This window comes from Haloarcula halophila (genome assembly GCF_029278565.1).
Classification (GTDB): Archaea; Halobacteriota; Halobacteria; order Halobacteriales; family Haloarculaceae; genus Haloarcula; species Haloarcula halophila.
Genome location: NZ_CP119559.1, coordinates 2,067,379 through 2,092,674, shown reverse-complemented (window position 1 = coordinate 2,092,674; position 25,296 = coordinate 2,067,379). Strand labels below are relative to the sequence as shown.

Sequence of the window (25,296 nt, the reverse complement as noted above, 5' to 3'; positions counted from 1 at the left end):
TTTCACCCGGATTGGTGCATCAGTCGTCGTACCACGTTCGAACACTGTGTCCCACTTAAGGGGCACGGTTCGAACCCGGTACGTCGTATGGACCCACTGGGATTTGAACCCAGGGCCTCCGCCTTGCAAAGGCGGCGCTCTGCCGCTGAGCTATGGGCCCGACAGGTACTGCCAATCGTTAGCCCTGATAGTTCTTAGGTGCTCGGTCGCCGACGACCTCGAACAACCCGTTAGGTGGGCTGGGGCAGCGCCCCAGTCCCGATCAGTAGGAGGTGATCCAGCCGCAGATTCCCCTACGGCTACCTTGTTACGACTTAAGCCCCCTTGCGAAGCCCAGATTCGACCACCGCATGGTGGCCTCATCCGGACCTCACTCGGGTGCTTTGACGGGCGGTGTGTGCAAGGAGCAGGGACGTATTCACCGCGCGCTTATGACACGCGATTACTACCGAATCCAGCTTCATGCGGGCGAGTTTCAGCCCGCAATCCGAACTACGACCGGGTTTAGGTGATTAGCTCCGCCTCTCGGCGTGGCATCACATTGTCCCGGCCATTGTAGCCCGCGTGTTGCCCGGCCCATTCGGGGCATACTGACCTACCGTTGCCCGTTCCTTCCTCCGCTTTAGCAGCGGCAGTCCTCCTAGTGTACCCAACCACCACAAGGGTGTTGCTGGCAACTAGAAGTGCGGGTCTCGCTCGTTGCCTGACTTAACAGGACGCCTCACGGTACGAGCTGACGGCGGCCATGCACCTCCTCTCAGTAGCATCGGGTAAAGTCGTCAACCTGACCGTCATTACTACTGTCGGGGCCGGTGAGATTTCCGGCGTTGAGTCCAATTAAACCGCAGGCTCCTCCGGTTGTAGTGCTCCCCCGCCAATTCCTTTAAGTTTCATCCTTGCGGACGTACTTCCCAGGCGGCTCACTTCTCGGCTTCCCTAGGGCACAACGCAGGCTCGTAGCCTGCGTCACACCTAGTGAGCATTGTTTACGGCTAGGACTACCCGGGTATCTAATCCGGTTCGAGACCCTAGCTTTCGTCCCTCACCGTCGGGTCCATCTTTCTGAGGCGCTTTCGCCACCGGTGGTCCGTCCAGGATTACGGGATTTCACTCCTACCCCGGACGTACCCCTCAGATCTTCTGGCCCCAAGCCGGACAGTTTCCGCTGGACGCCGACGCGTTGAGCGCGTCGATTTCCCAACGGACTTGTCCGGCCGGCTACGGACGCTTTAGGCCCAATAATATCGGCCATCACTCGGACTGCCGGTATTACCGCGGCGGCTGGCACCGGTCTTGCCCAGTCCTTGTTCCTGAACCACCCTAGGGTTCAGAAAAGCGAGGGCTATATGCCCTCGCACTCGGAGTCCCCTTATCGCACTGTCGTGCAGTGTAAAGGTTTCGCGCCTGCTGCGCCCCGTAGGGCCCGGTATCTTGTCTCAGATACCGTCTCCGGGCTCTCACTCTCATGACCCGTACCGATTATAGGCATGGTGGGCCGTTACCCCACCATCTACCTAATCGGCCGCAGCCACATCCTATGGCGCCGGAACGTTTCCAGCTCTCTGTAACTCCAACATGAGAGCTGTATCAGGTATTAGCCTCAGTTTCCCGAGGTTATTCCTGTCCATAGGGTAGTTTGGCCACGTGTTACTGAGCTATATGCTGCGGGGCTAAACCCGCGCAACTAGCATGGCTAAGTCGGACTCCGATAGCAATGGCCTCCGGCAGGATCAACCGGAATGTATCCCGGCACGAGGCCGGGGGGTTAGGCGGGATCACACCCACAAAGGGTGTGGTCGCTATCGAAGGGTGTTCGAGGACACTCGACGACCGAGTGTCACCGAACTATCAGGGCTAACATCAGATCCCATCTTGACGGCGGACCGCAGGGGTGGAATCCTCATTTACTCCGGACCTGTATGTTTACTCGAAGCCTGCATAAAGGCTTCGAGTTCCGTCGGCGATTCGCTCGCCTCGGCCCGGGCCGGTCGGAACCTGTCGCGTCCGACCGGACCTCGTGTGCATCCATTCCGAGCACCCTGTTACACTTAAGCGCGTCGGATGGATGCTGGAGGCGTCGGGGCAGTGCCCCGCGCCACCATCGTATTTCTTCCGAGGACGGTGTTACACTTAACCCCGTCGAACTACACCCGCTACGTCATGCGATTCCATGGGCCGCCCTATCGAGACACGTGAACCGAGATCGGGGGCTTCAAAGGGAGACCTACGAGGACGGTGAACGAAGGGACAGGCCGGAAAAAGCCGGTCGTCGTGGCGTCAGATGTCGTCGAGGTGATCGACGCCCTGTTTCGAGACGTTACCCTTCGTGATGTCACCGGGCATCCAGTCGGGCTTGTCGTCCGGTGCCGCTTCTTCCCAAGCCCAGGCCTCGTAGATGTGGACCTTGTGAGTCCCTTTCTCCCGGAGTTTGATCTCTTTGCGGTCAGCATCGTCTTCACTATCGGCCGGTTCGAGCCGGCGGGCTGCCTTCAGTGCAGCCTGCCGGGGTGTTCCGCCCGAGAAGACGCTCGATTCGTCACCGTCCTCACGCAGCGCGAAGTTGCGCTTGTCACTGTCACGTGCCATGGTTTCGCCACTCCATGTCAACTCAGCACATGGCACAACATAAATATACCCCCGTATTCGGCCTCCGTCCGGGGGTGCGTTTATATACAAGCTCGATTTCAGGGCGTCGAACAGGACGGGAATAGCTGTCAGACGGAGCGAGTTGCTACCCGACATCGACCGCACGGTAGACTTAAGTGCATCCTGCGGTGATGCACGGAGTAGGATATCGCGATGGTGCGAAAGAAGAAGCTCAGTCCGAGTGGTGCCAAAGACGAAGACGGCGAATACCACAACGTCCACATCAACATCCACGAAGACGAACTCGCAGTCGCTGGAATGGAGATCGGCGACGAAGTGTTCGTCCGCGTGCGCGATAACAAGATAATCATCCAGAAGGCTGATCCCGAAGACGTTGAACACGATTTCTGACGCACTGTCGCGGACAGTCCGTTCCAAGACGGTGTCAGTACACCTCCAATGAGACTCTACGATATCGCGAAACCGCTACTGTTCTCGCTGCCCGCCGAGACGGCCAACACGGGCGTCCACCGACTGCTCGAAGCCGTCGACGGGACACCACTGGCGAACGCGCTCGCTCGGCACTACACCGTGACCGACAGTCGACTACAGGTCAACGCCTTCGGCGAGACGTTCGACAACCCAGTCGGCGTCGCCGCGGGGTTCGACAAGAACGCCACGATCCCGGCGGTCCTGGCCGCACTGGGCTTTGGCTTCGCGGAGGTCGGCGGCGTCACCGCCGACCCACAGACCGGGAACGCCCGCCCCAGGATGTTCCGTCTCCCGGAAGACGAGGGGATCATCAACAGGATGGGGCTAAACAACGACGGCGCGGACGTCATCGGCGACCGGCTAGCCCGGACCGACGCACCGTTCCCCGTCGGTGTCAACATCGCCAAGAGCGAACACGTCGGGACGGACGAGGCGCCGGCGGACTACCGCTACACCTACGAACGGGTCGCCGAGGGTGGCGACTTCTTCGTCGTCAACGTCTCCTGTCCCAACTCCGAGGGGTTCGAGGAACTCCAGAACCGCGACGCGATGGAGGCCATCCTCGGTGAACTCCAGGACGCCGGCGCCGGCCCGTTGCTGGTGAAACTCTCGCCGGACCTCCCGGACCCGGCCGTCGAAGACGCGCTGGATCTGGTCACCGAACTCGGACTGGACGGCGTCGTCGCGACCAACACCACGACCGAACGGCCGGCCAGCCTCCGCTCGGCGAACGCTGTCGAAGGGGGCGGACTCTCTGGCAAGCCCATCGAGGGGGAGTCGACCCGCATGGTCCGGTTCGTCGCCGAACGCGTCGACGTGCCGGTGATCGGCGTCGGCGGGGTCTCGACGGCCGACGGCGCCTACCGGAAGATCCGTGCCGGCGCCTCGCTCGTACAGTTGTACACCGGTCTCGTCTACCGCGGCCCGTCGATCGCCCGCGAGATCAACGACGGGCTACTGGAACTGCTTGAGGAAGACGGGTTCGACAGTGTCGGCGACGCGGTCGGGGCCGACCTCTAGCGGCGAACGCTAAAATACCGGGCAGGTGTTGCCCGTCACATGGAAGCTGACAGTCGTACCCTCCACATCGCGTCCTGGACGGATCGGTTCCTCGCATGGCTCGTCGATGTCGTCATCGTCGGCGCCGTTCTCGGCTCCCTGGGAGAACTCGCCAGCGCGTTCTCGGTGCTGGCCGGGGGCCTGGCCGCGTCGCCGCTGGCCGGCCTGAACGGCGTCGCCCTGTTCCTCTACTGGACGGCACTGGAGGGATCGCGCGGCCAGTCGGCCGGGAAGATGGTGATGAGCATCGCCGTCACGGACGAGCGGGGTGAGTCGATCGACTACGGCACTGCGGCCATCGAAAGCTTCGGGAAGGCGTTCGTCCTCCCGCTCGACTGCCTCATCGGCTGGCTTGCCTACGACGAGGAGGGACTGCGACTGTTCAACAGACTCTCCTCGACAATCGTCGTCGAGCAAGACGGGACGGACCGGCCGGAAGACGTCGAGTACGTCTATCCGGGCGACGAGTGAGTCCGTCGCTCGCGGGTTACTCCAGTCCGTCCAGCCGGAACTCGAAGGCCGCAACCGGCAGTTCCAGATCGTGTTGCTACCACCTTTTTCGTCGTCGGGTTCGCTCACTCCGTTCGCGAACCGGTCCTCGAAAAACGTGGGCGAAAAATCGCTCGCTCTCTTCGGTCGCTCGCGGACTTACTCCAGCCCGTCCAGCCGGAACTCGAAGGCCGCAACCGGCAGTTCCAGATCGTGTTCGACGAGCACCTTCGGGTGGATCTCGCCGAGGACACCGACCGACTCGCCGTCGAGGACGACTTCGGCGGCCCGACCGGAGATGAACGACGGGTGGCTGGTCGGGGGCGTCTCCAGCTCGGCGTCGAACGACTCCGCGAGTGTCTGCAGGCGGGCCTTCGCGTCCTCGTAGGAGGCGTCCGTACGCGCGAGGACACCGGCGACCGTCCGGCGTTCGGCGGCACCGGTGTTCACGTCGTCGTCGACGTGGGCCGCCAGACCGATCTCCGCGAGGTCCTGGGGATATCGCCGGTGGGTATTGTTCTCTAGGACCATCAGCAGCGATGGGAGCGCCCAGGTTCGGAGGATCGTGTAATCCTCACTGTAGGGTTCCTGGATCGTGACCGGAGCGGCGGCACCGAGGCAGTCGTCGTCGGACTGCTCGCGGTCGTCACCGCTCGCTCGTTCGTCGGCCCGTGGGGCCGACAGCCCCATCCGCTCGAAGTTCTCGGCCTCGTTGGTCATATGGAAGTTCAGCAGGTCCTCGAAGCCAAGTCCCACCAGCGCGTCCCGGGCGGCGTCCTCCAGTCGGGAGCGGTCGTGGCGGCCGCCGACCGTCGAGACGTCGGGATAGGTCGGTTCGAGGCTGTTGAATCCCAGCGCCCGGCCGATGTCGTCGATGACGTCCAGCGGGTGGAGTACGTCGACCCGGTAGGGAGGGATCTCCACGTCGTAGGCCAGGTCGTCGCCGCGGGTCTCTTCGGCGTCTAGTCCGGCCCGTTCGGCGTAGTCGATCACCTCACGCTCGTCCAGGGAGACCCCGAGGATGCTCTCGATGCGCTCGTGGGAGACCGTCTTCGTCCGCGTCGAGAAGTCCGGTCGATCGAGCGTGCGACCGACGTACTCGCCGGGGGCGTCGTCGGCGTACTCGACCGCGACGCGTTCGACGGTCCCGCCGCGGGCCTCCAGGGCGTAGCAGACGATGTTCAGCATGTGGTCGATGGTCCACTGGTCGGTCCCGGTCATCTCGATGAAGAGGTCCCGGGAGTTCTCGCTGACCTCCGTCCGCTGGCCGTTGATCACCGGCGGGAACGAGAACAGGCCGATCGAGTCGTAGATGGCGGGCACGCGATCGAAGTCGGCCACGAGATCGCCGTACGTCTGGCCGGTCTCGTGGTCGGCGATGACCTCGTTGGGCGTCATCTCCCGGTCGGCATCGAGCGGGACGAACGTCTCTTCGTCCGGATCGACGCTTGTGTAGGTGATCGACTTGCCGGTGCCCTCGGTGGCGGGCGCGCCTTTGAGCATCGTGAGATCGTGGACGCCGATCGCACCCTTCGCCCGTTTGCGGCCCATGGTCGCGTGGAGTTTCTCCTGGACCTGGATGAGTGACTCCAGGGCGTCCTCGCCCATGTCCAGCCCGCGGACGACGGCACCGGTGACGTAGGGTCGCTCCGCCGGCTGGTCCTCGACCTCGATGGTCCACTCGGCGCTGTTGGTCGAGGGGACGTACACCCCGCGGTCGTCGCCGTAGTGGTACCGCAGCGAACGGGCGACCCCCTCGACCGAGAGGCGGTCGAGCCGATCTGGCGCGAACTCCAACTGGAACTCGTCGTCCTCGGTCAGCCCCTCGAACTCCAGGCCCAGATCGAACAGGTCCGAGCGGAGTTCGTCGTCGTCTTTCTCGTCGTGGCCGGTCAACCGGCGCAGTTCGTCGGGGTCGACGTCGACGACAGGCATCAGTGCATCACCTCCGTCTCTCGCAGCAGTTCGAGATCACACAGCGTCCCGTGTACGTCCCGGATATCCTCGAAGCCGTAGATGAGCATCAAGAGTCGCTCTAGGGACAGGCCCCAGGCCATCACGTCACAGTCGACGCCAAGGGGCTCTAAGACCTCGTCCCGGAAGATGCCGGAGTTGCCGACCTCGACGATCTCGCCGGTCTCGGGATGGGTCCCGAACAGCTCGAAACTGGGCTCGGTGTAGGGGTTGTAGTGGGGTTTGAACTCCAGATCGGTGATGCCGAACTGCTCGTAGAACTCCGTGAACGTCCCCATCAGGTCACGCACCGAGAGGTCCTCGGCCATGACCCACCCCTCGATCTGGAAGAACTCCAGCAGGTGGGTCGGGTCGAGCGTATCGTTACGGTAGACCTTCTCGACGCTGAAGTACCGCTCGGGCGGCTCCAGTTCCCCGACTTCCTCGCCCGAGAGGTATCGCATCGACAGGGAGGTGGTGTGCCCACGCAGGTCCAGCCCGCGGGCGACGTCTTCCTCCCAAGGGGAGTGGTACCCCTCGCCGTCGGGACCGACGCCCTCCTTGTGGGCCGAGCGGACCCGATCGACTAACTCCTCGGGCAGGTCGCCGATCTCGTCGGGCTGTTCCAGGGCGAACTGGTCCCAGTGGGTCCGTGCGGGGTGGTCCTGGGGCATGAACAGGCAGTCGTTGATCCAGAACTGGGCGTCGACGTGGGGACCCTCCATCTCCTGAAAACCCATCCCGACCAGCGTGTCCTTGACGCGGTTTGCGGTCTGTCGGAGGATGTGTTCCTTGCCGTGGGGAGCGTCCTCGGCGTCGGCCTCGACGTTGTACTCGGTGAACTCCACCTCGTCCCACTCGCCGCTGGTGAGCAGTTCGGGGGTGAGTTGGTCGACCGTCTCGGCGACCTCGACGCCCTCCATCAGCGCGGTGACGCCGTCGTCGGTCAGCACCACCGAGCGGATCGTCTCCTCGTGGACCTCGACGAGCCCTCGGCGTTCCAGTTGGTCGAGCGCAGCCTCCTCGGCGTCGTCGACGCGACCGTCGGCGACGGCTTCCAGCGCGAGCATCTCCGGGTCCTGCCCGGGGGAGACATCGGGATCGGCGGTGATCTCGCCGCTGTCGATCTCGCCGTACCCCTTCCGGGCGTAGTTCGACAGCGCGATGTCGACGGCGCCGCCTTCGAGGCCCGAGGCCCCGATGACCTGGCCCATCTGGACGGGACCGTCGCCGGCACCGGCGTCCATCGCGGCGGCGTAGAGGTCCTGTTCGGGCAGGCTCTCGCGGACGTAGCGGTCGCCCTCCTCGGTGAGTTCGTAGTGGGCGACGGTCTCCTCGGAGACGGCGACCAGCCCGTCGGCTTCCAGTTCGAACGCGGCGCGGGCGGCCGCCTGCGGTTGCAGGTCGGCCTCGCTCGCCACGTCGTCGATACGTCGGTCCTCCTGTGCGTCGGCGGCCTGCAGGACGGCCACCTGTGCCTGTGGTCGTTTCATACGGGTGTCTCGGTCTTGTGGGGATAACCGCGGGTCGCTCAGTTAACGGTTCTCACTTCACGCGAGGGCGATCCTCGCTCGTCGAGCGGTTTCGTCCGGGAACGCCCCTGGGCGCGCCCGGAGTCCGCCACCCGTCAGGCGGCGAAGAAGAAGCCGAACCCCGGACGGCGAGGTGGCTGGCGAGCGGCGTCGGCACGGTGGGATTCGGATGCCATGTGGGACCGATCGTGACGGCCGGCCAAAAGGGTTGTGTCGAGGGTCGGGTCGACGGGCCAAACCATATAGGACAGCCGGTCAGATCCCGGAATATGGTCCCCGACGACGAGTCGGAACGGCGGGGCGCATCGACAGTCGAGCGCTGGGTCGGCACGGCCCTGGATCTCTCCCAGATACCCGGAAACGTCGTCGCCACGGTCGGCGAGGAACTCCAGCAGGGACTCGCCGGCGCGACGCCGGACCCGTCACAGATCGAAGCCGCGCTTGGCGACCTCTCGGTCCCCGAGAGCGACGATCTGAACCCGGATGCGACGGTCCGGGAGGGAGCGGCGCTGCCCACAGAGCAGGTCGATACCGTCGTCGAGACCGGCGAACGAGCGGCCGAAGTCGCCGTCGAGGGCAGCGGCGAGGCCGCGACGGTACTGGTCGACACCGGCGGAGAAGTCGTCGAGGTCGCCGTCGACGGGGGCGAAGCCGCGGCGGAAGTGACCGCGAAAGTCGTCGTCGCGGCGCTGGACGGCCTGTAGCCTCAGGCTCGCTTGCGGTCCGAGTCGAACTCGATGTCGAGGTCGTCGAGTTTCGCTTCCCACTCGGCGCGTTTCTCCTGGTGCTCTTCGAGGAACGACTCCATCAGTTCGGCGGCCTGCTCCTTACAGCCGCCACAGAGCCGTTCGCCGCCGACACACTCCTCGTAGACCTCCTCGGCGAACGCGTCGTCCTCGCCGGCCAGCAGATAGGCGTACAGTTCGTAGACCGGACACTCGTCGGCTTTCCCGCCCTTCTCGCGTTGCTCCTCGGCGGTCGAGCGGCCGCCGGTCGTCGCCGACTTGACCTTGTCGTAGCCGTCTTCAGGGTCGTCCAGCAGCGAGATGTGGGAGGCCGGAATCGAGGAGGACATCTTCCCGCCGGTGAGGCCGGTCATGAACCGGTGATAGATCGATGACGGCGGGACGAAACCGTGGCCGCCGTTGTCGAGTTCGACCTCGCGGGCCAGTCGTTCCGCCTCGGCAGCGTCCAGCTCGAAGGCGTCGACGTGTTCGTCGTAGACGCGTTTCTCGCCGTCGACGGCCTCGATCAGGGCCTCGAAGGCCGCGTCGGTCGCGTTGCGATCGTAGATTCGTGTTCGCGGGCGGAGCGGTTCCTTGCCGGCGTTGTCGAGTTTCTCGGCGACCGACTCGCGGGCGTCGTCGGGTGTGGGTTCGGCCTCGCGGAGCCAGTCGGCGGCCTCGACACAGCGTGGCCGCTCGGGGTCGTCGGCGTACTCCCCGCGTGCGTCGTAGGCCTGCCGGAGCAGCGCCCGCTCGGTCGGCCCGGTCTCGAAACTCGCGAAGGCCTCGGTGACGCCGAAGTAGCGCATCCGCGCGGCCAGGTCCCGGGCCAGACGCATGTGGGGGTCCTGGTCCGGGCCGACGGGGATGACCGTCGGCTTTGGTTCCTCCAGTTGTGGGTAGAGGATGTCGGCCATCTGGGTGACGACCGACTGCATGTAGGAGATGTTCGTCTCCCCGTCGAAGTCGTAGATGGCCTGTAGTTCGGAGGCGTTGGCTTCGGCTCCGAGTTCGAAGGCGAGGTCCTGTAACTGGCGGTTCTCGGACTGTCGGTACAGTTCCCCCTCCTCAGGGTCGAACCCGAGCGCGAGCAAGGAGAGGACGTAGCTGCGGGCGTGTTCGTCGATCTCCGCCCAGGTCAGCCCGCGAGCGGCGTGGGCCTCCAGATCCGCGATGAGGCCGTAGGCGTCCCCGCCCTGCTGTTGGTGCCAGACGATCTCGTCGAAGACCATCTTGTGACCGATGTGGGGGTCGCCGGTCGGCATGAACCCCGAGAGGGCCGCGAACGGTTCGCCCTCGCGCATGGCGTCGGCGACCGGCCGGTAGTCGCGGTGGCCGAAGATGACGCCCCGGCGCATCAGGTAGTGGGGGTTCGGGACCGCGGGCAACACCTCGTCGAACTCCTCGATGCCGAACTGCTCGAACAGTTTGTGGTAGTCGGCGATGGTCGAGGACCCCCACGGGTCGAGCCGTACGTCGTCCGCGCCCGCAGCGTCCGTCCCGCCGTCGGGGCGAAGCGACGACGGGGATCGGTTCGTGTCGTTCGTCGCGTCGTCCGGCCGGGGCTGGTCGTCCGTCGATCCGTCGTCGGTGTGTGTATCTCGCGTCATGTGTCGTGTGTCGTGTCGGTGTGCGCTCGAAGCCAGGCGAAAAGTGGAGGGAGCATCGTCGGCCTCGCCGGCGGATTAGGCCCGCCGTGCGGGGACCGCGAGACTGTCCACTTCCCGGTCGCGCCAGCGCCAGCCGTCGACGGAAGTGGACACCATATCGGTGACATGCGCGAACACGGTCTTATGCCTTCCGGGTCCGCCCCTTACGGTGTCAACCGCGCGACCGACAGCCACTCGACGCCGTCGCCGACCAGCGCGAACACCATCCGCTTGCGCACACCGTGGGCCAGCCGGACGTCCAGCGCGAGGTCCCGCGGATCGAAGGTATGGGTCGCCGGGAGCACCCGGACCAGGAGTTCGGAGTGGCCCAGATCATCGATGGAGTCGACGTCGGCGTAGGTCCGGAAGTCCGCGCCGAACTTGAACCCGGTCTTGGGGACGACACCGCGTTCCCGGAGCGTCGAGTACGCCGTCAGCCGCCGGTCGAACCGCTCGCCCTCGACCTCGCGGCCACGTTCGAGGACTGCCTCGGCCCCACCGTCGACGGTCAGGGACCCATCGCGAGCGAGGTAGGTGGCTTCGAGAAGCGAGAGCTGGACCGCCCCCTCGTCGTCGAGCCGCTGGCCGTAGAAGGCCCGTTCGTACAGTTCCGTGGGTGGGTCCCAGCACAGCACCCGCTCGGCGAGCAGATCGCCCTCGGCGGCCGGGACCGACGGGTCGCTGGTCCCCTCGACTGCGGGTCGGTCGGTCGCCAGATACGTGATCTCGCTCTCCTCGTCGACGACCGCCAGCACGCAGTCCCCGACCTCCCGGGCCGGAACAGTGTCGCGCTCGCCGACGACGCGGACGCGGTACTCGACGGTGTCGTCCCATGGCCCCTTCCCACGGGGGTAGACGACGAAGTCGATCCCCTCGGGGTCGTCGACCCACCCCTCGCGTGCGGGCGTGAGATAGAACCCGCGGTCACGCAGGTCCTTGTAGACGAAGAAGGCGACCTCCGAGACGACCGCCGAGGACAGCAGCGCCCGGACGTCCATCCCGTCGACGCTGTCGATGTCACCCCGGTACAGCAGGTGGGCAGCCTCGACCGGTGCCAGCGTGAGGGCACCGCCGTTCTCGACGTGGCCGTAGCCACTGGAGTCGTAGAACCGCTCGCGTGCGCGCTCGCCGGCCCGGACGAGGCCGCCGGAAAGCGTCAAGTCCATGCCCGAGATGACGGACGCCGGGACAAAGCCCCTGCGGGTTCGGCCGCCTCGATCACCTCACCGAGCACGCTCCTCGCAGGTGCTGTCCAGACAGCGCAGTCCGCCGGCCGTCTCGAACACCGGGAGCCCGCAGTCACAGGTGTCGACGACCAACCCGCTCGGGACCGAGAAGCCGGTGTCACAGTCCGGATACTGCTCACAACCGGCCAGCAAGCCGCCCTTCCGGAGGATGCGCAGGTCACTCCCGCAGTCCGGACAGTCCCACCGGCGGTCGAAGGCCTCGGTCACCCGGTCGTCGATGGCCTCACACTCCCGGTCGAGACACACCTCGAAGGCGTCGCCGCGTTCGACCCGGATCGTCGGAAGCCCGCAGTCCGCACAGCGGCCCTTCGTGACCGTGGCGTCGCTGGGGACGCCGTGGCTGCGCGAACACGCCGTGCAGGCGACGGTCCCGCGGGTCCGGACCAGCGTCCCGGGACAGTCCGGGCAGTCCGCGACCGGGACGCCGGCCTCCGAGGCGGGGAACCGGGCGCTGCCGTGTTCCTCGTGGGCGACGACACGGAGGAGATCGTCGCCATCCCGGGCCGTGACCGTCCCGTCTTCGACGGCGACACTCTCCGCGCGGGTCAACCAGGCGACCGGCTGGTACCCCCCGGCATCGTGGACCAACACGGTGTTGTCGGGCTTGACCACCACCAACACGTCGCCGCGCTGTTCGCGCTCGCGCGAACCCTCGAAGACGGTCGTACACTGGCCGGCCATGACACGCGTTCCGTCGTGCATGGCCCGGCCTGGTCGCGTACTAGTATTTGAAGGTTCCCACGGCGAGCGCGTTTGGTTGTGAATCTGATATTCAAAACTAGTGTCAGGGGCAGTAGTAAGTCGAGACGTGGTAGGCAACAACTAGCGTACTGTTGTTCAGAATTTAAACCTCGATATCAACCTACATTAGCGTTTTGGCCGTCGATTATCAATACAGAAAATTCGGAGACAAGGGTTAAGATGGGAATTATTCGAGCCATAGTATGGATCTGCAGATCAAGCTAATAGCCTTACTTCTTACAATTTCACTGGCACCGCTAGCCGGTGTCGGGTTGCTCTCAGCCAACAGTATGGGACAGCTGAACCAGGACGCCCAGACCCAGAGCGGGAACTACCTCCGGGGGGCGATGACCGACCAGTTGAACAACAGCGTCGAAGCCCGACAGGAAGGCATCCAGAACCAGGTCAACCAGCGCGAGGTCGACGTTCGGTCGCTGTCGGACTCCTCGACGATGGAGAACTACCTGGCCGCGCGGGACGGCGAGATGGAACTCGTTCAGGAGTCGAGTCAACGCCAGCTCGGGTACACGTCCCTCCAGATGCGGACCAGCATCGACAACGCGATGCAGATGGTGCTGGAAAAGCAGTACGACGGACAGGACTGGGAAGACCTCTCTCCCGCAGAGCAAGCGCAAGTCAAACGGGAAGTCGAGTCGATGATCGGCGGGACGGACGGGGACCAGACGCGCCCGGCCGGGACCATGTACGACTCGTTCCAGCCCGGCTACTTCGGTAACACGGGGTACGCGTACATCACCGACAGCGACTCCAACGTCGTCGTCCACCACAGCCTCGACGACGGGCACAACCTCGTCGAGGACAGCGGGGGCACGCTGGTCGTCTTCGAGGACATCGAGACCGAGGTCGAGTCCAACCAGGCGATCCGCAACGGCGAGGAATGGGGCATCGCCGAGTACGAGTGGGAGGACACGACCCAGGAGGGCAACCCCGAGATGACGAAGTTCATCGCCTACACGTACTACGAGCCCTTCGACTGGGTCATCGCCCCGAGCGTCTACTACTACGAACTCCAACAGACCGCAGTCGACGACGCCCAGAGCGAGATGGCGGACTCCTTCGAGCGGTACCTCCTGACACGGTCGGTCACCGTCGGTGACGAGGAACACCTGGCGTACGAACACCTCACGTTCGCCGGTCCGAACGGGGACGAGATCCTTCACGCCGACCGGACGGGCCAGGACGTGACCACCGGCTCGGACCGCTCACAGTCCTACGCCGACGCGGACTGGTTCACCAAGGCCAAGTCCGGCAGCGAGGGCGAGGCCTATTTCGGGCGGGTCCAGACCGCAGACGGACACGAAACGCAGTACGTCTCCACGCCGGTCTACAGAGACGGTGAGTTCCGTGGCGTCGTCGCGGCCCAGTTCAACTACTCCATCATCACGGAGACCACGAACCGTGTGACGGTCGGTGAGAGCGGCTACCTCTACATCCTCAACGACCGCGGCGAGACGGTCAGCCACCCGGACCGGAGCATGATCGAACAGCGGACGAACGTCGCGGACGGCGAGTACGGGACGGAACTCGGGACGATCGCACAGAACCGGATGCTCGCCGGCGAGTCGGGGATGACGACCCACACCAAACAGGTGGACGGTGAGGGGAACGCCACGAGGTACGTCGGCTTCGCGCCGCTCCAACTCGGCGACAAGCAGTACACCCTCGTCGCGACCGTCCCCGAACAGGACATCAACGAGCCGATCGCGGCACTCGGCGCACAGCTCCAGAGCACGACCGACTCCGCACGGAACCTCGTCATCGGGCTGTTCGTTCTCGCAGCCATCGTGGTCTCGGTGACGGGATACGCGGCGGCCCGGTACATCTCGAAGCCGATCGAGCAGGTCCGCGACCGGGCGATAGCACTGTCGAAGGGGCAGTTCGACCAGACGGACGATATCTCGACCGGTGACGACGAGATCGGCGAGATGGTGACTGCCTTCGAGGACATGCAAGCGAACCTGAACCGACAGGTCGAGCAGATCGAAGCCGTCAGCGACTCGCTCGGCGACGGACATCTCGACGACGAGATCGAGACCGACATGCCCGGGAAGTTCGGTGAGATCATGGTGGGGCTCGAAGACGGGATGACCCAGCTCAGCGCGAGCTTCACCGAGATCAGCCGGGCGAGCCAGAACGTCCGCGCCGGAGAGCTAGACCAGGATCTCGACACCGACCTGCCCGGCGACTACGGCGAGGTCATGCGCGAACTCAACTCCGGCCTCACACAGCTCTCGGAGAGCTTCGACCAGCTCGAGGCCGTGAGCGCGGACCTCCGGGAAGGGCACCTCGACCAGGATCTCGACACCGACCTGCCCGGGGCCTACGGCGAGGTCCTCAGGAACATCGACGAGGGCCTCGACGCAGTCGACGAGAGCATCGCGCAGGTCCAGTCGATCGCACAGGACGTGAACGAGGCGAGCCAGGAGGTCGCTGCGAGCACAACCGAGATCGAGGAGGCGAGCCAGGAGGTCGCCAAGTCGGTCCAGGAGATATCCAGCGGGGCCGACACCCAGTCCGGCAACCTCCAGGAAGTCGCCAGCGAGATGAACGACATGTCGGCGACCATCGAGGAGATAGCCTCCTCGTCGGTCGACGTAGCCGACACGGCACAGGAGGCGGCCGAGCGAGCACAGAAGGGGAGCGAGCAGGCTGCCGAGGCCTCCACCGAGATCGAGGAGATCGAAGACGGCGCCGACGACGCGGTCGACCAGGTCTCGGACCTCCAGACGGAGATGGAGGAGATCAGCGAGATCGTCGCGATGATCACCGACATCGCCGAGCAGACGAACATGCTGGCACTGAACGCCTCCATCGAAGCCGCACGAGCCGGCGAGGCGGGCGAGGGCTTCGCCGTCGTCGCCGACGAGATCAAATCCCTCGCGGCGGAGGCCGGCGAGGCGAGCGAGGAGGTCGAGTCACTCATCACCGAGGTCCAGGAATCGACGGACGAAACGGTCGACGACATCGAAGAGATGCGTGACCAGGTCGAAAGCGGCGTCAGGACCACCGAAAACGCCATCGACCTGTTCGACGAGATCGCCGAGGCCGTCAACGAGGCCGAGCGCGGCGTCACGGAGATCAGCGACGCCACGGACGACCAGGCGGCCACCACCGAGGAGGTCGTGGCGATGGTCGACGAAGTCAGCAGCGTCAGCGAGGAGACAGCCGCGGAGGCCAGCAACGTCTCGGCTGCCTCCGAGGAACAGTCCAGTTCGCTCACCAGCGTCTCCGAGAACGTCCGGTCGGTGGCCGGCCTCGCGGACGACCTGGAGGAGCTGGTCGACGAGTTCGAGGTCAGCGACGACACGGAGACGAACGAGCAGGATTCGCCGGACGTCGACGGGACCAGCCCGGCCGCCGGCGACGACTGATCGACCGCGAGCCACGCGCGGTCTGACCGACGGCTGGTTCCAGTCTGCACAGAGTTCAGCGAGCCGGCAGAGCGGGGCCAGAACAGCGAGAACGCGGTGTGTCGTGACCGAGAGCGGTCCACTGCCGGAGCCACAACAGCCAAAGCCGTCGCCGAGCGACTGGATGGTAATGAGCGAACCACCGTCAGCGATCTGTTTTGACATGGACGGCGTGTTGGTCCAGTCCGAAGACCACTGGGTCAGCGTCCAGCGCGATCACATCCTCCCGACGGCAGCCCCCGACGACGAGATCCCCGTCTCGGCGGTCACCGGCCGCAACTACAAGGAGGTGTACCCCGACCTCGCCGCCGAGTACGACGTCGTCGTCTCCCGGGAGGAGTTCGAAGGACTGTTCGAGGAGGCCGGTGAGCGGATCTACGGCGAGTACGCGACGCTGTTGCCGGGCGCACACGAGTTGTTGGCGGACCTGCGGTCGGCCGGCGTCGCGCTGGCGCTGACGACCTCGGCACCCCGGGACTGGATGGACGTCATCGACGAGCGGTTCGATCTCCTCTCGCGGTTCGACGCCACGATCAGCGCCGAGGAGATCGACGGTCCCGGCAAGCCAGAACCGGACATCTACGAGCGCGGAGCGGCCGAGTTGGGCGTCGATCCGACCGACAGTTGGGCCGTCGAGGACTCCACCGCGGGTGCGCGTGCGGCCGTCGCAGCCGGAATGACCACGGTCGGGTTCCAGGGCGACGGTGACGAAACCGATCTCTCGATGGTCGATCACGTCGCCAGCGATGCGGCTCAGTTGCGTGCCGTGTTGCTGGGCGAGTGAACGGACCGAGCACTCCGGTTGGTTTTTTCTCCGTCGTCTTCGGGCGACCGATGGGACGGGTTATCGGACGGAGACGGTCCGACTGTCGGTGATCGGCGCGAGCGGGAGGTCGGGAAACACGACCTCGACGGTGAACCGGAGTTCGTCCGTGTCCGCGCCGAAGACGGCGACGGGCAGGGTCGCCTCGCCGAGGTACGACGGTTTCGTCGTCATCTCGCGGCCGTTGACCGTCACGCGCAGCGTCGCACGGGCGTCCCCGCCCTCGTTGCTGACGGTCACCTCCCGCATCGCCCGGTCACCGGCGGCGATGCTGTCGGGGAAGGTTCCCCAGTCGACCGAGACGACCGGGAGTTTCCGAGCGTTGGCGACGACCTGCTCGGCGACGCCGGATGCGACGCCGGCCGCAGCGACCCCGTCGACACCCGCCTCGACCACGTCGGCGGGACTCCGGAGTCCCTCGGCGGCCAGCGAGCGGGCACGGCCCTGGCCGACGCCGTCGATCGCCGTCAACCCGACGGCGTCCTCGCTGATCCCGTTCTCGACGCGAGCCTCGACCCGGCACGCGAGGTTCGCGAACCGACCGGGCGCGAGCGCGTCGAGGAACGCCCGCAGCGCCGCCAGCAGGCGCAGGGCGTTCTGGCGGATGACCCAGGCGTCGCTTTTCAGTTCCGAGGGGGTCGTCCCGGTCATCCCCGACCGGAGGATCGCCAGGACCTTCCGCTGGCCGGCCGAGAGGTCCTCGGCGGTCGACCCGAGCACCGCGTGGACGGCGTCTTCCTCGTCGGATCGGGCGCTGACGCTGTCGAACTCCGTCGCGCCCGCGACCGCCCGGAGCAAGTCCTCGGCGTCGACCGGGTCCTCGTCGCCCCCGGCCTGTGCCTCGCAGCGCTCGGCCAGATCGGCAAAGCGCCGCGCGGTCGAGAGCCGGAGGTAGAACTTCGAGGCCAGTTGGCCCAGCCTGGTGGGTTCGACGGCCAGGCCGTCCTGCTCGACGAAGCCGTCGGCGACCAGTTCCGAGAGCGTGTCGCTGACCCGCTCGCGGAGAGCGCTCCCGGCGGCGTATTCGTCGGGGGCGGACTGCGCCCGGGCGTAATAGAAGGTCGTCCCGAGCCAGTCCATCACGTCGTCGACGTCGCGGATCGTCCCCAGCGCGATCTCGGCGTTGAGGTGAGCGTCCAGTTCCGCGGCCAACCGCGATTCGATCTCCTTGCCGTCCCGGAGCAGTTTCCGGTACTTGTCGGCGTCGCCCCGGTCACAGACGACCCAGGCGTAGCCGCGGTCGTCGTAGCCCGGCCGGCCCGCCCGCCCGAGCATCTGGAGGATGTCCAGCGGACTCATGTCGACCTCGCCCTCCAGGGGGTCGTGGAGCTTGGTGTCCCGGATGACGACACAGCGGGCCGGGAGGTTCACCCCCCAGGCCAGCGTCGACGTCGAGAACAGGAGCTGGACCTTCCCCTCCTTGAACCACTGCTCGACCCGGTTCTTGTCCTCGCGAGCGAGCCCGGCGTGGTGGAATCCCACGCCGTCCAGCACCGACTGGCGCAGCGTATCGTTCGAGAGGTCGGCGGCGTCGTTGTGGAAGTCGTAGTCCCCGCGGGCACCCATCGGCACGTCCCGCTCGGTGAGTTCGTCGCGGGCCTTCTTCGCGGCCTGGACGGTGTCCTGGCGCGAGGAGACGAACACCAGCGCCTGGCCCTCCTCGCGGATGTGGGGTTCGGCCAGGTCGAGCGCCCGGTAGAGCCGCCGATATTTGTCGGCGAAGGCGTTCTCGCCGTGGGTGTAGGTCTTGACGTCGGCGTTCAGCGGCACTGGACGGTACTCATCGCCGAAGGCGAAGGTCGTCGCCTCGCCGGCGTCGAGCCAGTCGGCGACGTCGTCGATGTTGGACATCGTCGCCGACAGCGCGACCACACGGGGGCTACAGAGCCGCCGGAGCCGCGAGACGGTCACCTCCAGGACGGCCCCGCGGCGGTCCGAGTCCAGCAGGTGGACCTCGTCGATGACACAGCAGTCCACGTCGGTGATGAACTGATACCGTCGGGAGTCGTGTTTCCGGGTCGCCGAGTCGGCCTTCTCGGGAGTCATCACGAGGATATCGGCCCGCTCGGCCCGGCGGGGGTTGAGGTCCCGCTCGCCGGTGACGACGTACACCGAGTAGCCAAGCTCCTCGAAGCGTTCCCACTCGCTCTCTTTCTCGTTGGTGAGCGCGCGCAGGGGGGCCAGGAAGAGGGCCGTCCCGCCCGCGTCGAGGGTCCGACAGATCGCGATCTCGGCCAACGCGGTCTTGCCGCTGGCGGTCGGCGCGCTGACGACCACGTTGTCGTCGTGGTTCAGCAGGGCCGGCAGCGCCGCCGACTGCATCTCGTTGAACCGCTCGAAGGGGAAGGCGTCGGCGAACTCCGGCAACACCTCCGCGACCGCGACCGTCGGCTCGCTGTCGGCTCGGCGTGACACGTCCACAGGGCGGGACCGCGACGGCAAAGGCGTTTCTATGGCCCGCGGGCAGCGCCACAGCAACGCCCCCGGGAGGGCGGCTCCGTCGGTCGGAGCGAGCCCCGCGTTTTTGTGGCTGGCCCCGCGTGCCTTCACCGTGACCGGAGATTGGGACCCGGAGACGATCTTCGACGTGCTCGGAAGCGAGGAGGTCCGACGGGTGCTCGCCGCGGCGAACCTCGAACCGGTGTCGGTCCAGCAGTTGGCCGACGGGCTGGACGCCTCCGAACCGACGATCTACCGGCGGGTCGACGTCTGTCAGGAGTACGACCTCCTGACCGAGGACACCCGCGTCGACGAGGACGGGAACCACTACAAGATCTACGAGACCAACCTCGAACGGGTCTGTCTGGAACCGGACGGGGCCGGCTTCGAGGTGACCCTCGAACTACATCGGGAGTTCGTCGACCGGGAGGCCGACGCCTGGGAGGAACCCGGCGATCGGTCCTGACTCCGCTATTCGCCGCACGAACCGCGACGCCATCGTGCGGTTCGTTCCGTCGACTGCTCGCGGCTTCACGGACTGAAGCGGCCGGCCTATCGACTGAACCTCCCGCTCGTGGCGAGCAACGGATAGTTTTCGAACGGGGAGTTCATGATAAACTACGGACCGCGTGATCGGCAGTTTCATGGCCTGAAGCGTCGGCTATACTTATAACATCGATCCTCGGCAACGTGTCGATGCAACAATGTCCGTGCTCGAATCCATCAAGGAGACGGTCGGTCTCACAGAGGAACAGCCAGAGTACGAGTGTGACGACTGCGGTCACCGCTTCGAGTCGGACGCAGACGAGGACTCGTACTGGTTCCAGTGTCCGGAGTGTAGCGCCGACTCCGCGACGCGGATCGAGACTGAGGGGTGACGCCGTCGCCACCGAACAGCACGTCGAGCCGTTGCAGCGCTTTTCTCAGGCGTTCACGTCTTCGAGGTGCCGGCTGGCGACGACCTTACCCTTGGGAGTGAGCGTCGGTCCGTCCTCGCCGTTCTGGACGAGGCCGTCGTTGTCCAGATCCTGAAGCACCATCGAGACCTGCGAGGAGTCCTTTCCGAGGATACTCGCCAGCGGCATCCCGCCCATGTCGCCGGTGGAGTACAGCGCGACCAGCACCTCCTTCTTGTCTTTCGTGAGTTCGACCTTCTGGAGTTCCTCCATGAGTTCGGAGTACTCCCGGCGGAGGTACCGGCCGAGGATCGACATCTTGCGTGCCGACGGGATGGCAGCGAGCGTGGTGATCGCCTGGCCGTCCTGCATGTGTCTGACCACCAGCACCGGGCGGGAGGAGCCGTTGATATCACGGGTCGTCCGGTCGAAGTCCGTCACCGTCCCCAGATCGATAGCGAAGGTCCCGCCGTCGCGGCGGAACTCGACGGTCCCGGGCGTCAGGAACAGCCGAGCGGTCCGGAACGGCTCGTCGGAGACACGCCCACCGACGCGGGCCCGCTCTTTGACCGTCGTCTCGGTGCCGTTGATGATCGCCTTGAACAGGACGGTGCCGAACTTCTCGATCTTGTCGTTGTCGGCCTCGATGGCGGCGACGAGTCGCTTCCCGTTGCGTTCGAACGCGACAGTCACCGTCGAGTCGAAGAAGTCGCCCAGGTCCGGCGGCACCTGGCCGATCGCGATATCGAACACCGAATCCAGCGAGATCGTTAGTTTGTCCTCCTCGCTGGCCGCCAGGACGAGACGCTTCTGCGAGAGGACGACCCGCCCCCTGATCGGGTCGTTCCGACTGGCGACCTCGGAGTTGAATTTGGCGACGAAGTCCGCAATAACTGATTCCGACATGTCAGTCGATGTCAAAGCTAACGGCCGGACGGATATTGAGCGTTACGTGCGAATATCAATATGGAGAATCAGATACGGGCAGCGATTAGCCGTCGAGGTCACTGGCGATATCCGAGAGGGAGTCCTCGGGACCGCCGGTGACAGTGTAGACGGTACGTGTCCCCGGCGTCCGCAGACCGTACTCCTGGCCGGCGGTTACGACATCCAGGTGGGCACTGCCGCCGTAGGAGACGGTCGTGTCGGCGATCCACTCGGCGAGGCGGTTCCGGCCGTCGCCCTCGCGTGCGACTCGGCGGTTGTCGCCGGCTCGCGTGAGGACGAGGTCCCCCTCGAAGGTCGTCTCGACCCGCGCGTAGTACTGGTCGCCGTCGAGAGCGAGTGCGATCACGTCGTCCTCCCGGAGGTCGACCGCGTCCGGCAGCGGGACCCGGGGTCGATCGGTCCGGCCGATGGACTCGACGGGGACGCGATGCGTCTCGACGGCGTCGTGATCGCTTGGAATCCGGTCCGGCACTCGTTACTCGTCGTCGCCCAGCAGCGCGTCGACGTCCTCGCTGCCGCGGGCGACGATCTTGGCGTTGATCTGTCGGGTCTCGTCGCTGACCTCGCGGCCGCGGACGGTGATGCGCTTGCGCTCGCCATCGGTGGTCGGCTCGAAACCGACCCCGCCGGCTGAGAGGATGGTTTTGGTGGCGGTGCCCCGAACGTCCGAACGCATCGGTCGCCCGGCCGTATCCGAGCCACCGGTCAGTTCCAGCGAGTAGCCGTCGAGACCGACCGCGGCACCGTCGACTTCCTCGCCGAGTTCGCGGCCGATGAATCGGTTGGCGTCCTGTTCGTCCACGTCGATCTGGTACGTGTGGCCGCTCTCCGGGTCGGAGACGGCGACAGTGAATTCAGCCATACCAGAGTCCAATCAATCGCGCTTCAAAAGCGCATCGAAGCGTGGCCCGGACCTGTGAGTCCCCCACACGCCGGCCGCTCGGATTTGGCCTTACAGGTAAGGTACCGGATCGAGGCGCGTGGGGCGTGTCCTACTAATCACGATGTCGACACGCGATGGCGCGGCCACCGACGAGAGGAGCGAGTTCGAGAACAGCATGGCTACACTCAGCGGTTCGATGGACACCTGGAGCGACGAACTCACGAGTCTCGACCGGGCGGTCCGCGATCTGGAAGCATCGACCCGGCGGCTGGGCGACAACCAGAAACGGGTCGCCGACGAACTCTACCGTGCGGCCGACGAGCTTTCCGGCGGGGACGGACCAGACGTCTCGGAGAGTCGGATCGGCGACGCCACGATCGCCGACGACTAGATCGTCGACGGGCGTGCTGGGCGCTCTCGTCCGGCCCAGCACCGCGACGGACAGCACCACTCCAGGCAGCATCCCGGCCCGCTCGCCGTCAACGTTTATGAGTCTTGAAATTTCGGAGAATATGAAAGTAACTGTCGTTACGTCACTTGATTCGATCCAGTTTTTTTATTTATTATAGATCGTGATTTCCCTGGGAGGGGTACACGGTGACACGGCCCGAGCCGGGTCGGTGACCCGACATCACCTCGACCGGAGAGAGAGAGATATGGCGATACGTGATTCGTTCGACAACTTCGTCGCGGAGATGGATCGTGTGGTAACCGGTGCGACGCTCGGGACACTGTTACTGTTCGTCGTGCTCTGGATCTTGCAGACCGAACTGCTCCGGGAGACCGTCATCCCCGGCGTCCGGACGACGATGCTCAGTACGCTGGGACCGGTCTTCCTGACGCTGATGGTCGGGTTCGTCCTGTTCGCGCTCGTCATCATCGTCGGTCCGTGGGGCGGGATCCGGCTGGGTGGCCCGGACGCGACCCCGACGTACTCCTACCGGGCGTATTTCACGATGTTTTTCTCCGCGGGTATCGCCGCCGGCATCGTGTTCTGGGCACCCTCCGAGGTGCTCTTTCACTACAGCTCGCCGCCGCCGTTCGTCGACGCCAGTGCGGGCTCTGCGGCCGCCGGAGCGGGGGCGCTCCGGACCGTGTTCTTCCACTGGGGCGTCTCGGCGTGGGCAGCCTACGTCGCTATCGGCCTCCCGATCGGCTACTACGCGTACAACAAGGGTGCCCCGCTCCGGGTGTCGACCCTGTTGCTTCCGTTCCTCGGGAAGGAGAACCTCTCGCACCCGCTCGCGAAACTCGTCGACGTGCTGGCCGTCTTCGCCACCATCGGCGGGCTCTCGACCTCCGTCGGGTTGGTGAGCAACCAATTCCTCTCGGGCGTCGAGTACCAGTGGGGCACGCAGGCGGCCAGCCTCGACGCCCTCCTGCTGGTCGGCGGCCTGACCACCGTGTTCACGATTTCGGTGATCACCGGCGTCAAGCGCGGTATCCGCCGGATCGCCGGCGTCAACGTGGTCCTGTTTGTCGCGGCGGGAGTGTTGACACTGGTGGTGGGGCCGACGGCGTACATCCTGACCGAGGGATCGCTGGCGCTCGGGAGCTACGTGGCGACGTTCGTGCAGTTGAGCTTCGCCGGCCTCGGCGGCGGCAGCTGGTTCCAGAGCTGGACACTGTTCTACTGGGTCTGGTGGTTCTCGTGGGCCCCCTTCGCCGGGCTCTTCCTCGCGGCCATCTCCCGCGGCCGGACGTTACGGACCGTCGCGGCGACCGGCGTGTTCGCCACCGGCGCGGCGACGCTCATGTGGTTCGCCATCATCAGCTCGACCGCGCTTCGGCTCCAGGAAACCGGGGCCGCCGACATCCTCAGCGTGGTCAACGACGTCGGCTACAACGTGGCCGGGTTCCCGCTGTTCGGCGCGTTGCCGCTGGGCGAGATACTCCTGTTCCTGTTCATGGCACTCATCGTCACCTGGATCGTCACGTCGGCCGACACCTCGACGCTGAGCGTCGCGATCCTGGCGACCAAACCCGGCGTTGCCCCCGGCACTGCCACCCGGCTGTTCTGGGGCGTGCTCCAGGGGACGGTCGGGCTCGTCATCATCCTGCTCGGGGCCAGCGATGGCCTCCAGTCAGCGGCCGTCATCACCGGCGGCCCGTTCGGACTCATCGCCCTGGTCGGCATCCTCGGGCTCGCCCTGGAGTTCTTCCGGACGGACACCGAGGGGCAAAGCATCGCCGTCGGCGCGTTCGGGGAGGGTGACGACTGATGGCCGACGCGGTGACTGCCATCGGCGCGACGACGCCGGGCCGCCAGGCCCTGCTGTTGTGTTGTCTGGTCAGTGGCCTCAGCCTGCTGTCGGCCCTGCTGTTCCCGCCCGTCGGTGCGGTGATGCCCGGGCGGTTGATCGTGCTTGTCGCCGTCGCCTTCCTCGTGTCGGGGCTGTCCTACTTCGCGCTGTTGCCGGCCCCTGACAGCTGAGCGGGCTACCGGTCCAGGACCGTACTGACCCGCGCGTTTTCCTTGAGCAACAGGCCGGCACCGCCGACCGACAGCGGTACCCGGGGCAGCGACTCGACGGTCAGCGTGGGATGGCTCCCGCCGCGTTCGACGACCTCGGTTCTGGGCTGGAGCGTCGCGGTCACGCCGTCTGCCAGTGACTCGTTGTACTCGATGAGGTACTGGCCCTCCCGGAGCCGCCACCACTCGTAGTCGTCGTCGGGGTCACGTTTGTGGCGCTTGTGTGGGGTCAGACCGGCGGGTTCCAGTTCGCCGCCACCGAAGTCGACGCGGCCGGGTTCGACCACGTCGTACACCTCGGCGACGGTCAGGTCGATGCCGGGGCTGTCGCTCTGGGTCGGTTCGTGGACGAGATCGGTCACGTAGTCGGCGTCCGCGGGCATATCGGGTGTGTCGGCCGCGTGGCTGAAAACTGTGTGGCCGATAGTGGGTCCGTGGTTCGTCGCCGCCCGGGAGAGCGGGGGGCTTTTGTCCCGCGGACGATTCGGACCCGGCATGAGCAAACGGACGGAGTTTCTCGCCGGCGAACGGCCCGAGGACGTCCTCTTTTACCTCCAGGAGGACGCGGTGTCGAACCCCGGTGCGCTGGCGGAGTACGCCGAACGCGTCGAAGACGGCCACGTGCTCGTCCTCCCGGGCGACGACGGCCGCAGCGCGTTCCAGTCGGCGACCGGTATCGACCCGATGGGGCTCGCACAGGCGGCGATGGGGACGGAAGGGACGATCCACGACGATCTGACCGGCGCTGTCTGTCCCGTCGCCGACGAGGAACCCGAGGAGAACCACACGACGAAGTTCGTCTTCGCCTTCGCGGAGGAACAGAACGAGGAGGTCGGCGGCCTCTACGCCGAGGGCGACGTGGTCCACGCGTACGCCGTCTGTGCCTGTGGCGAGCGCTACAGCGACAAGTGGGTCGTCGAGGAGTAGTCC

23 protein-coding genes, 1 tRNA gene and 1 rRNA gene are annotated in these 25,296 nt (G+C 65.7%); 12 read left to right on the top strand and 13 right to left on the bottom strand.

From position 1 onward, the window contains the following. Nucleotides 1-88 precede the first annotated feature (88 nt). The 3 genes from P0204_RS11145 to P0204_RS11135 all read right to left on the bottom strand — a co-directional run bounded on the left by P0204_RS11145 (nucleotide 89) and on the right by P0204_RS11135 (nucleotide 2,586). Nucleotides 89-160: transfer RNA gene (locus tag P0204_RS11145), tRNA-Ala, on the bottom strand. A 107-nt stretch (nucleotides 161-267) separates the two neighbouring features. Then, nucleotides 268-1,741: ribosomal RNA gene (locus P0204_RS11140) — 16S ribosomal RNA — on the bottom strand. 536 nt (nucleotides 1,742-2,277) lie between these two features. Then, nucleotides 2,278-2,586, bottom strand: a complete 309-nt coding sequence (locus P0204_RS11135) for a non-histone chromosomal MC1 family protein (protein WP_276179176.1) — start codon at nucleotides 2,584-2,586, stop codon at nucleotides 2,278-2,280. Between the two features lie 213 nt (nucleotides 2,587-2,799). Between P0204_RS11135 and P0204_RS11130 the strand changes: the two genes are divergently transcribed. The 3 genes from P0204_RS11130 to P0204_RS11120 are packed head-to-tail and all read left to right on the top strand — an operon-like array spanning nucleotide 2,800 to nucleotide 4,608. Beyond that, entirely contained in the window at nucleotides 2,800-2,997 is a 198-nt protein-coding gene (locus P0204_RS11130; protein WP_276179174.1) for a hypothetical protein, read from the top strand. A 48-nt stretch (nucleotides 2,998-3,045) separates the two neighbouring features. Continuing rightward, nucleotides 3,046-4,098: a quinone-dependent dihydroorotate dehydrogenase gene (locus P0204_RS11125; RefSeq protein ID WP_276179172.1), complete on the top strand. Its 1,053-nt coding sequence runs from the start codon at nucleotides 3,046-3,048 to the stop codon at nucleotides 4,096-4,098. Nucleotides 4,099-4,137: 39 nt separating this feature from the next. Further along, nucleotides 4,138-4,608, top strand: a complete 471-nt coding sequence (locus P0204_RS11120) for an RDD family protein (RefSeq protein ID WP_276179170.1) — start codon at nucleotides 4,138-4,140, stop codon at nucleotides 4,606-4,608. A gap of 177 nt (nucleotides 4,609-4,785) precedes the next feature. Here the strand turns inward: P0204_RS11120 and pheT are convergent, their stop codons facing one another. Together pheT and pheS are read right to left on the bottom strand one after the other, a co-directional pair. After that, entirely contained in the window at nucleotides 4,786-6,561 is a 1,776-nt protein-coding gene (gene pheT, locus P0204_RS11115; RefSeq protein WP_276179168.1) for a phenylalanine--tRNA ligase subunit beta, read from the bottom strand. Then, nucleotides 6,561-8,072, bottom strand: coding sequence for a phenylalanine--tRNA ligase subunit alpha (gene pheS / locus P0204_RS11110; RefSeq protein WP_276179166.1), 1,512 nt, complete (start codon nucleotides 8,070-8,072; stop codon nucleotides 6,561-6,563). The genes pheT and pheS overlap by 1 nt, the downstream gene beginning before the upstream one ends. A gap of 308 nt (nucleotides 8,073-8,380) precedes the next feature. Between pheS and P0204_RS11105 the strand changes: the two genes are divergently transcribed. Next, a complete protein-coding gene (locus P0204_RS11105; RefSeq protein ID WP_276179164.1) occupies nucleotides 8,381-8,815 on the top strand; it encodes a hypothetical protein in 435 nt (144 codons plus the stop codon). Between the two features lie 2 nt (nucleotides 8,816-8,817). On the opposite strand, the gene P0204_RS11100 is transcribed toward P0204_RS11105, so the two are convergent. The 3 genes from P0204_RS11100 to P0204_RS11090 all read right to left on the bottom strand — a co-directional run bounded on the left by P0204_RS11100 (nucleotide 8,818) and on the right by P0204_RS11090 (nucleotide 12,434). After that, nucleotides 8,818-10,446, bottom strand: a complete 1,629-nt coding sequence (locus P0204_RS11100) for a tryptophan--tRNA ligase (protein WP_276179162.1) — start codon at nucleotides 10,444-10,446, stop codon at nucleotides 8,818-8,820. 203 nt (nucleotides 10,447-10,649) lie between these two features. Next, nucleotides 10,650-11,651 carry a tRNA-intron lyase gene (gene endA / locus P0204_RS11095; RefSeq protein WP_276179160.1) on the bottom strand — a complete coding sequence of 334 codons (1,002 nt, stop codon included), beginning with the start codon at nucleotides 11,649-11,651 and terminating at the stop codon, nucleotides 10,650-10,652. Nucleotides 11,652-11,708: 57 nt separating this feature from the next. Beyond that, complete coding sequence (locus P0204_RS11090) at nucleotides 11,709-12,434, bottom strand: PDDEXK family nuclease (protein WP_276179158.1); 726 nt, start codon at nucleotides 12,432-12,434, stop codon at nucleotides 11,709-11,711. Between the two features lie 329 nt (nucleotides 12,435-12,763). Between P0204_RS11090 and P0204_RS11085 the strand changes: the two genes are divergently transcribed. Next, nucleotides 12,764-15,865 (top strand): methyl-accepting chemotaxis protein, encoded by a 3,102-nt coding sequence (locus P0204_RS11085; protein ID WP_276179156.1) that lies wholly within the window; start codon nucleotides 12,764-12,766, stop codon nucleotides 15,863-15,865. Between the two features lie 169 nt (nucleotides 15,866-16,034). After that, nucleotides 16,035-16,688 carry an HAD family hydrolase gene (locus P0204_RS11080; RefSeq protein WP_276179154.1) on the top strand — a complete coding sequence of 218 codons (654 nt, stop codon included), beginning with the start codon at nucleotides 16,035-16,037 and terminating at the stop codon, nucleotides 16,686-16,688. A 60-nt stretch (nucleotides 16,689-16,748) separates the two neighbouring features. Here P0204_RS11080 and P0204_RS11075 read toward each other — a convergent pair whose 3' ends face one another. Beyond that, the gene (locus tag P0204_RS11075) at nucleotides 16,749-19,142 is read right to left on the bottom strand and encodes a DEAD/DEAH box helicase (RefSeq protein WP_276179152.1); all 2,394 of its coding nucleotides are present in this window, start codon (nucleotides 19,140-19,142) and stop codon (nucleotides 16,749-16,751) included. 136 nt (nucleotides 19,143-19,278) lie between these two features. Between P0204_RS11075 and P0204_RS11070 the strand changes: the two genes are divergently transcribed. Together P0204_RS11070 and P0204_RS11065 are read left to right on the top strand one after the other, a co-directional pair. Next, complete coding sequence (locus P0204_RS11070; RefSeq protein ID WP_276179150.1) at nucleotides 19,279-19,632, top strand: ArsR/SmtB family transcription factor; 354 nt, start codon at nucleotides 19,279-19,281, stop codon at nucleotides 19,630-19,632. Between the two features lie 238 nt (nucleotides 19,633-19,870). Next, complete coding sequence (locus P0204_RS11065) at nucleotides 19,871-20,044, top strand: FmdB family zinc ribbon protein (protein ID WP_276179148.1); 174 nt, start codon at nucleotides 19,871-19,873, stop codon at nucleotides 20,042-20,044. A gap of 45 nt (nucleotides 20,045-20,089) precedes the next feature. On the opposite strand, the gene P0204_RS11060 is transcribed toward P0204_RS11065, so the two are convergent. The 3 genes from P0204_RS11060 to P0204_RS11050 all read right to left on the bottom strand — a co-directional run bounded on the left by P0204_RS11060 (nucleotide 20,090) and on the right by P0204_RS11050 (nucleotide 21,872). Continuing rightward, nucleotides 20,090-20,968 carry a CheF family chemotaxis protein gene (locus tag P0204_RS11060; protein ID WP_276179146.1) on the bottom strand — a complete coding sequence of 293 codons (879 nt, stop codon included), beginning with the start codon at nucleotides 20,966-20,968 and terminating at the stop codon, nucleotides 20,090-20,092. Between the two features lie 85 nt (nucleotides 20,969-21,053). After that, nucleotides 21,054-21,482 carry a DUF7112 family protein gene (locus P0204_RS11055; RefSeq protein ID WP_276179144.1) on the bottom strand — a complete coding sequence of 143 codons (429 nt, stop codon included), beginning with the start codon at nucleotides 21,480-21,482 and terminating at the stop codon, nucleotides 21,054-21,056. A gap of 3 nt (nucleotides 21,483-21,485) precedes the next feature. After that, nucleotides 21,486-21,872: a 30S ribosomal protein S6e gene (locus P0204_RS11050; protein WP_276179142.1), complete on the bottom strand. Its 387-nt coding sequence runs from the start codon at nucleotides 21,870-21,872 to the stop codon at nucleotides 21,486-21,488. A gap of 142 nt (nucleotides 21,873-22,014) precedes the next feature. On the opposite strand from P0204_RS11050, the gene P0204_RS11045 reads away from it, so the two are divergent. The 3 genes from P0204_RS11045 (at nucleotide 22,015) to P0204_RS11035 (ending at nucleotide 24,327) form a co-directional block, all read left to right on the top strand. After that, on the top strand, nucleotides 22,015-22,284 hold the full coding sequence (locus P0204_RS11045; protein ID WP_276179140.1) for a hypothetical protein: 270 nt from the start codon (nucleotides 22,015-22,017) through the stop codon (nucleotides 22,282-22,284). Between the two features lie 265 nt (nucleotides 22,285-22,549). Next, complete coding sequence (locus tag P0204_RS11040) at nucleotides 22,550-24,115, top strand: BCCT family transporter (protein WP_276179138.1); 1,566 nt, start codon at nucleotides 22,550-22,552, stop codon at nucleotides 24,113-24,115. Further along, on the top strand, nucleotides 24,115-24,327 hold the full coding sequence (locus P0204_RS11035; RefSeq protein ID WP_276179136.1) for a hypothetical protein: 213 nt from the start codon (nucleotides 24,115-24,117) through the stop codon (nucleotides 24,325-24,327). The genes P0204_RS11040 and P0204_RS11035 overlap by 1 nt, the downstream gene beginning before the upstream one ends. Before the next feature lie 5 nt (nucleotides 24,328-24,332). Here the strand turns inward: P0204_RS11035 and P0204_RS11030 are convergent, their stop codons facing one another. Beyond that, entirely contained in the window at nucleotides 24,333-24,749 is a 417-nt protein-coding gene (locus tag P0204_RS11030; RefSeq protein WP_276179134.1) for a dCTP deaminase/dUTPase family protein, read from the bottom strand. Nucleotides 24,750-24,861: 112 nt separating this feature from the next. Here P0204_RS11030 and P0204_RS11025 point away from each other — a divergent pair, with 112 nt between their 5' ends. Beyond that, nucleotides 24,862-25,293, top strand: a complete 432-nt coding sequence (locus P0204_RS11025) for a DUF5807 family protein (RefSeq protein ID WP_276179132.1) — start codon at nucleotides 24,862-24,864, stop codon at nucleotides 25,291-25,293. Nucleotides 25,294-25,296 lie beyond the last annotated feature (3 nt).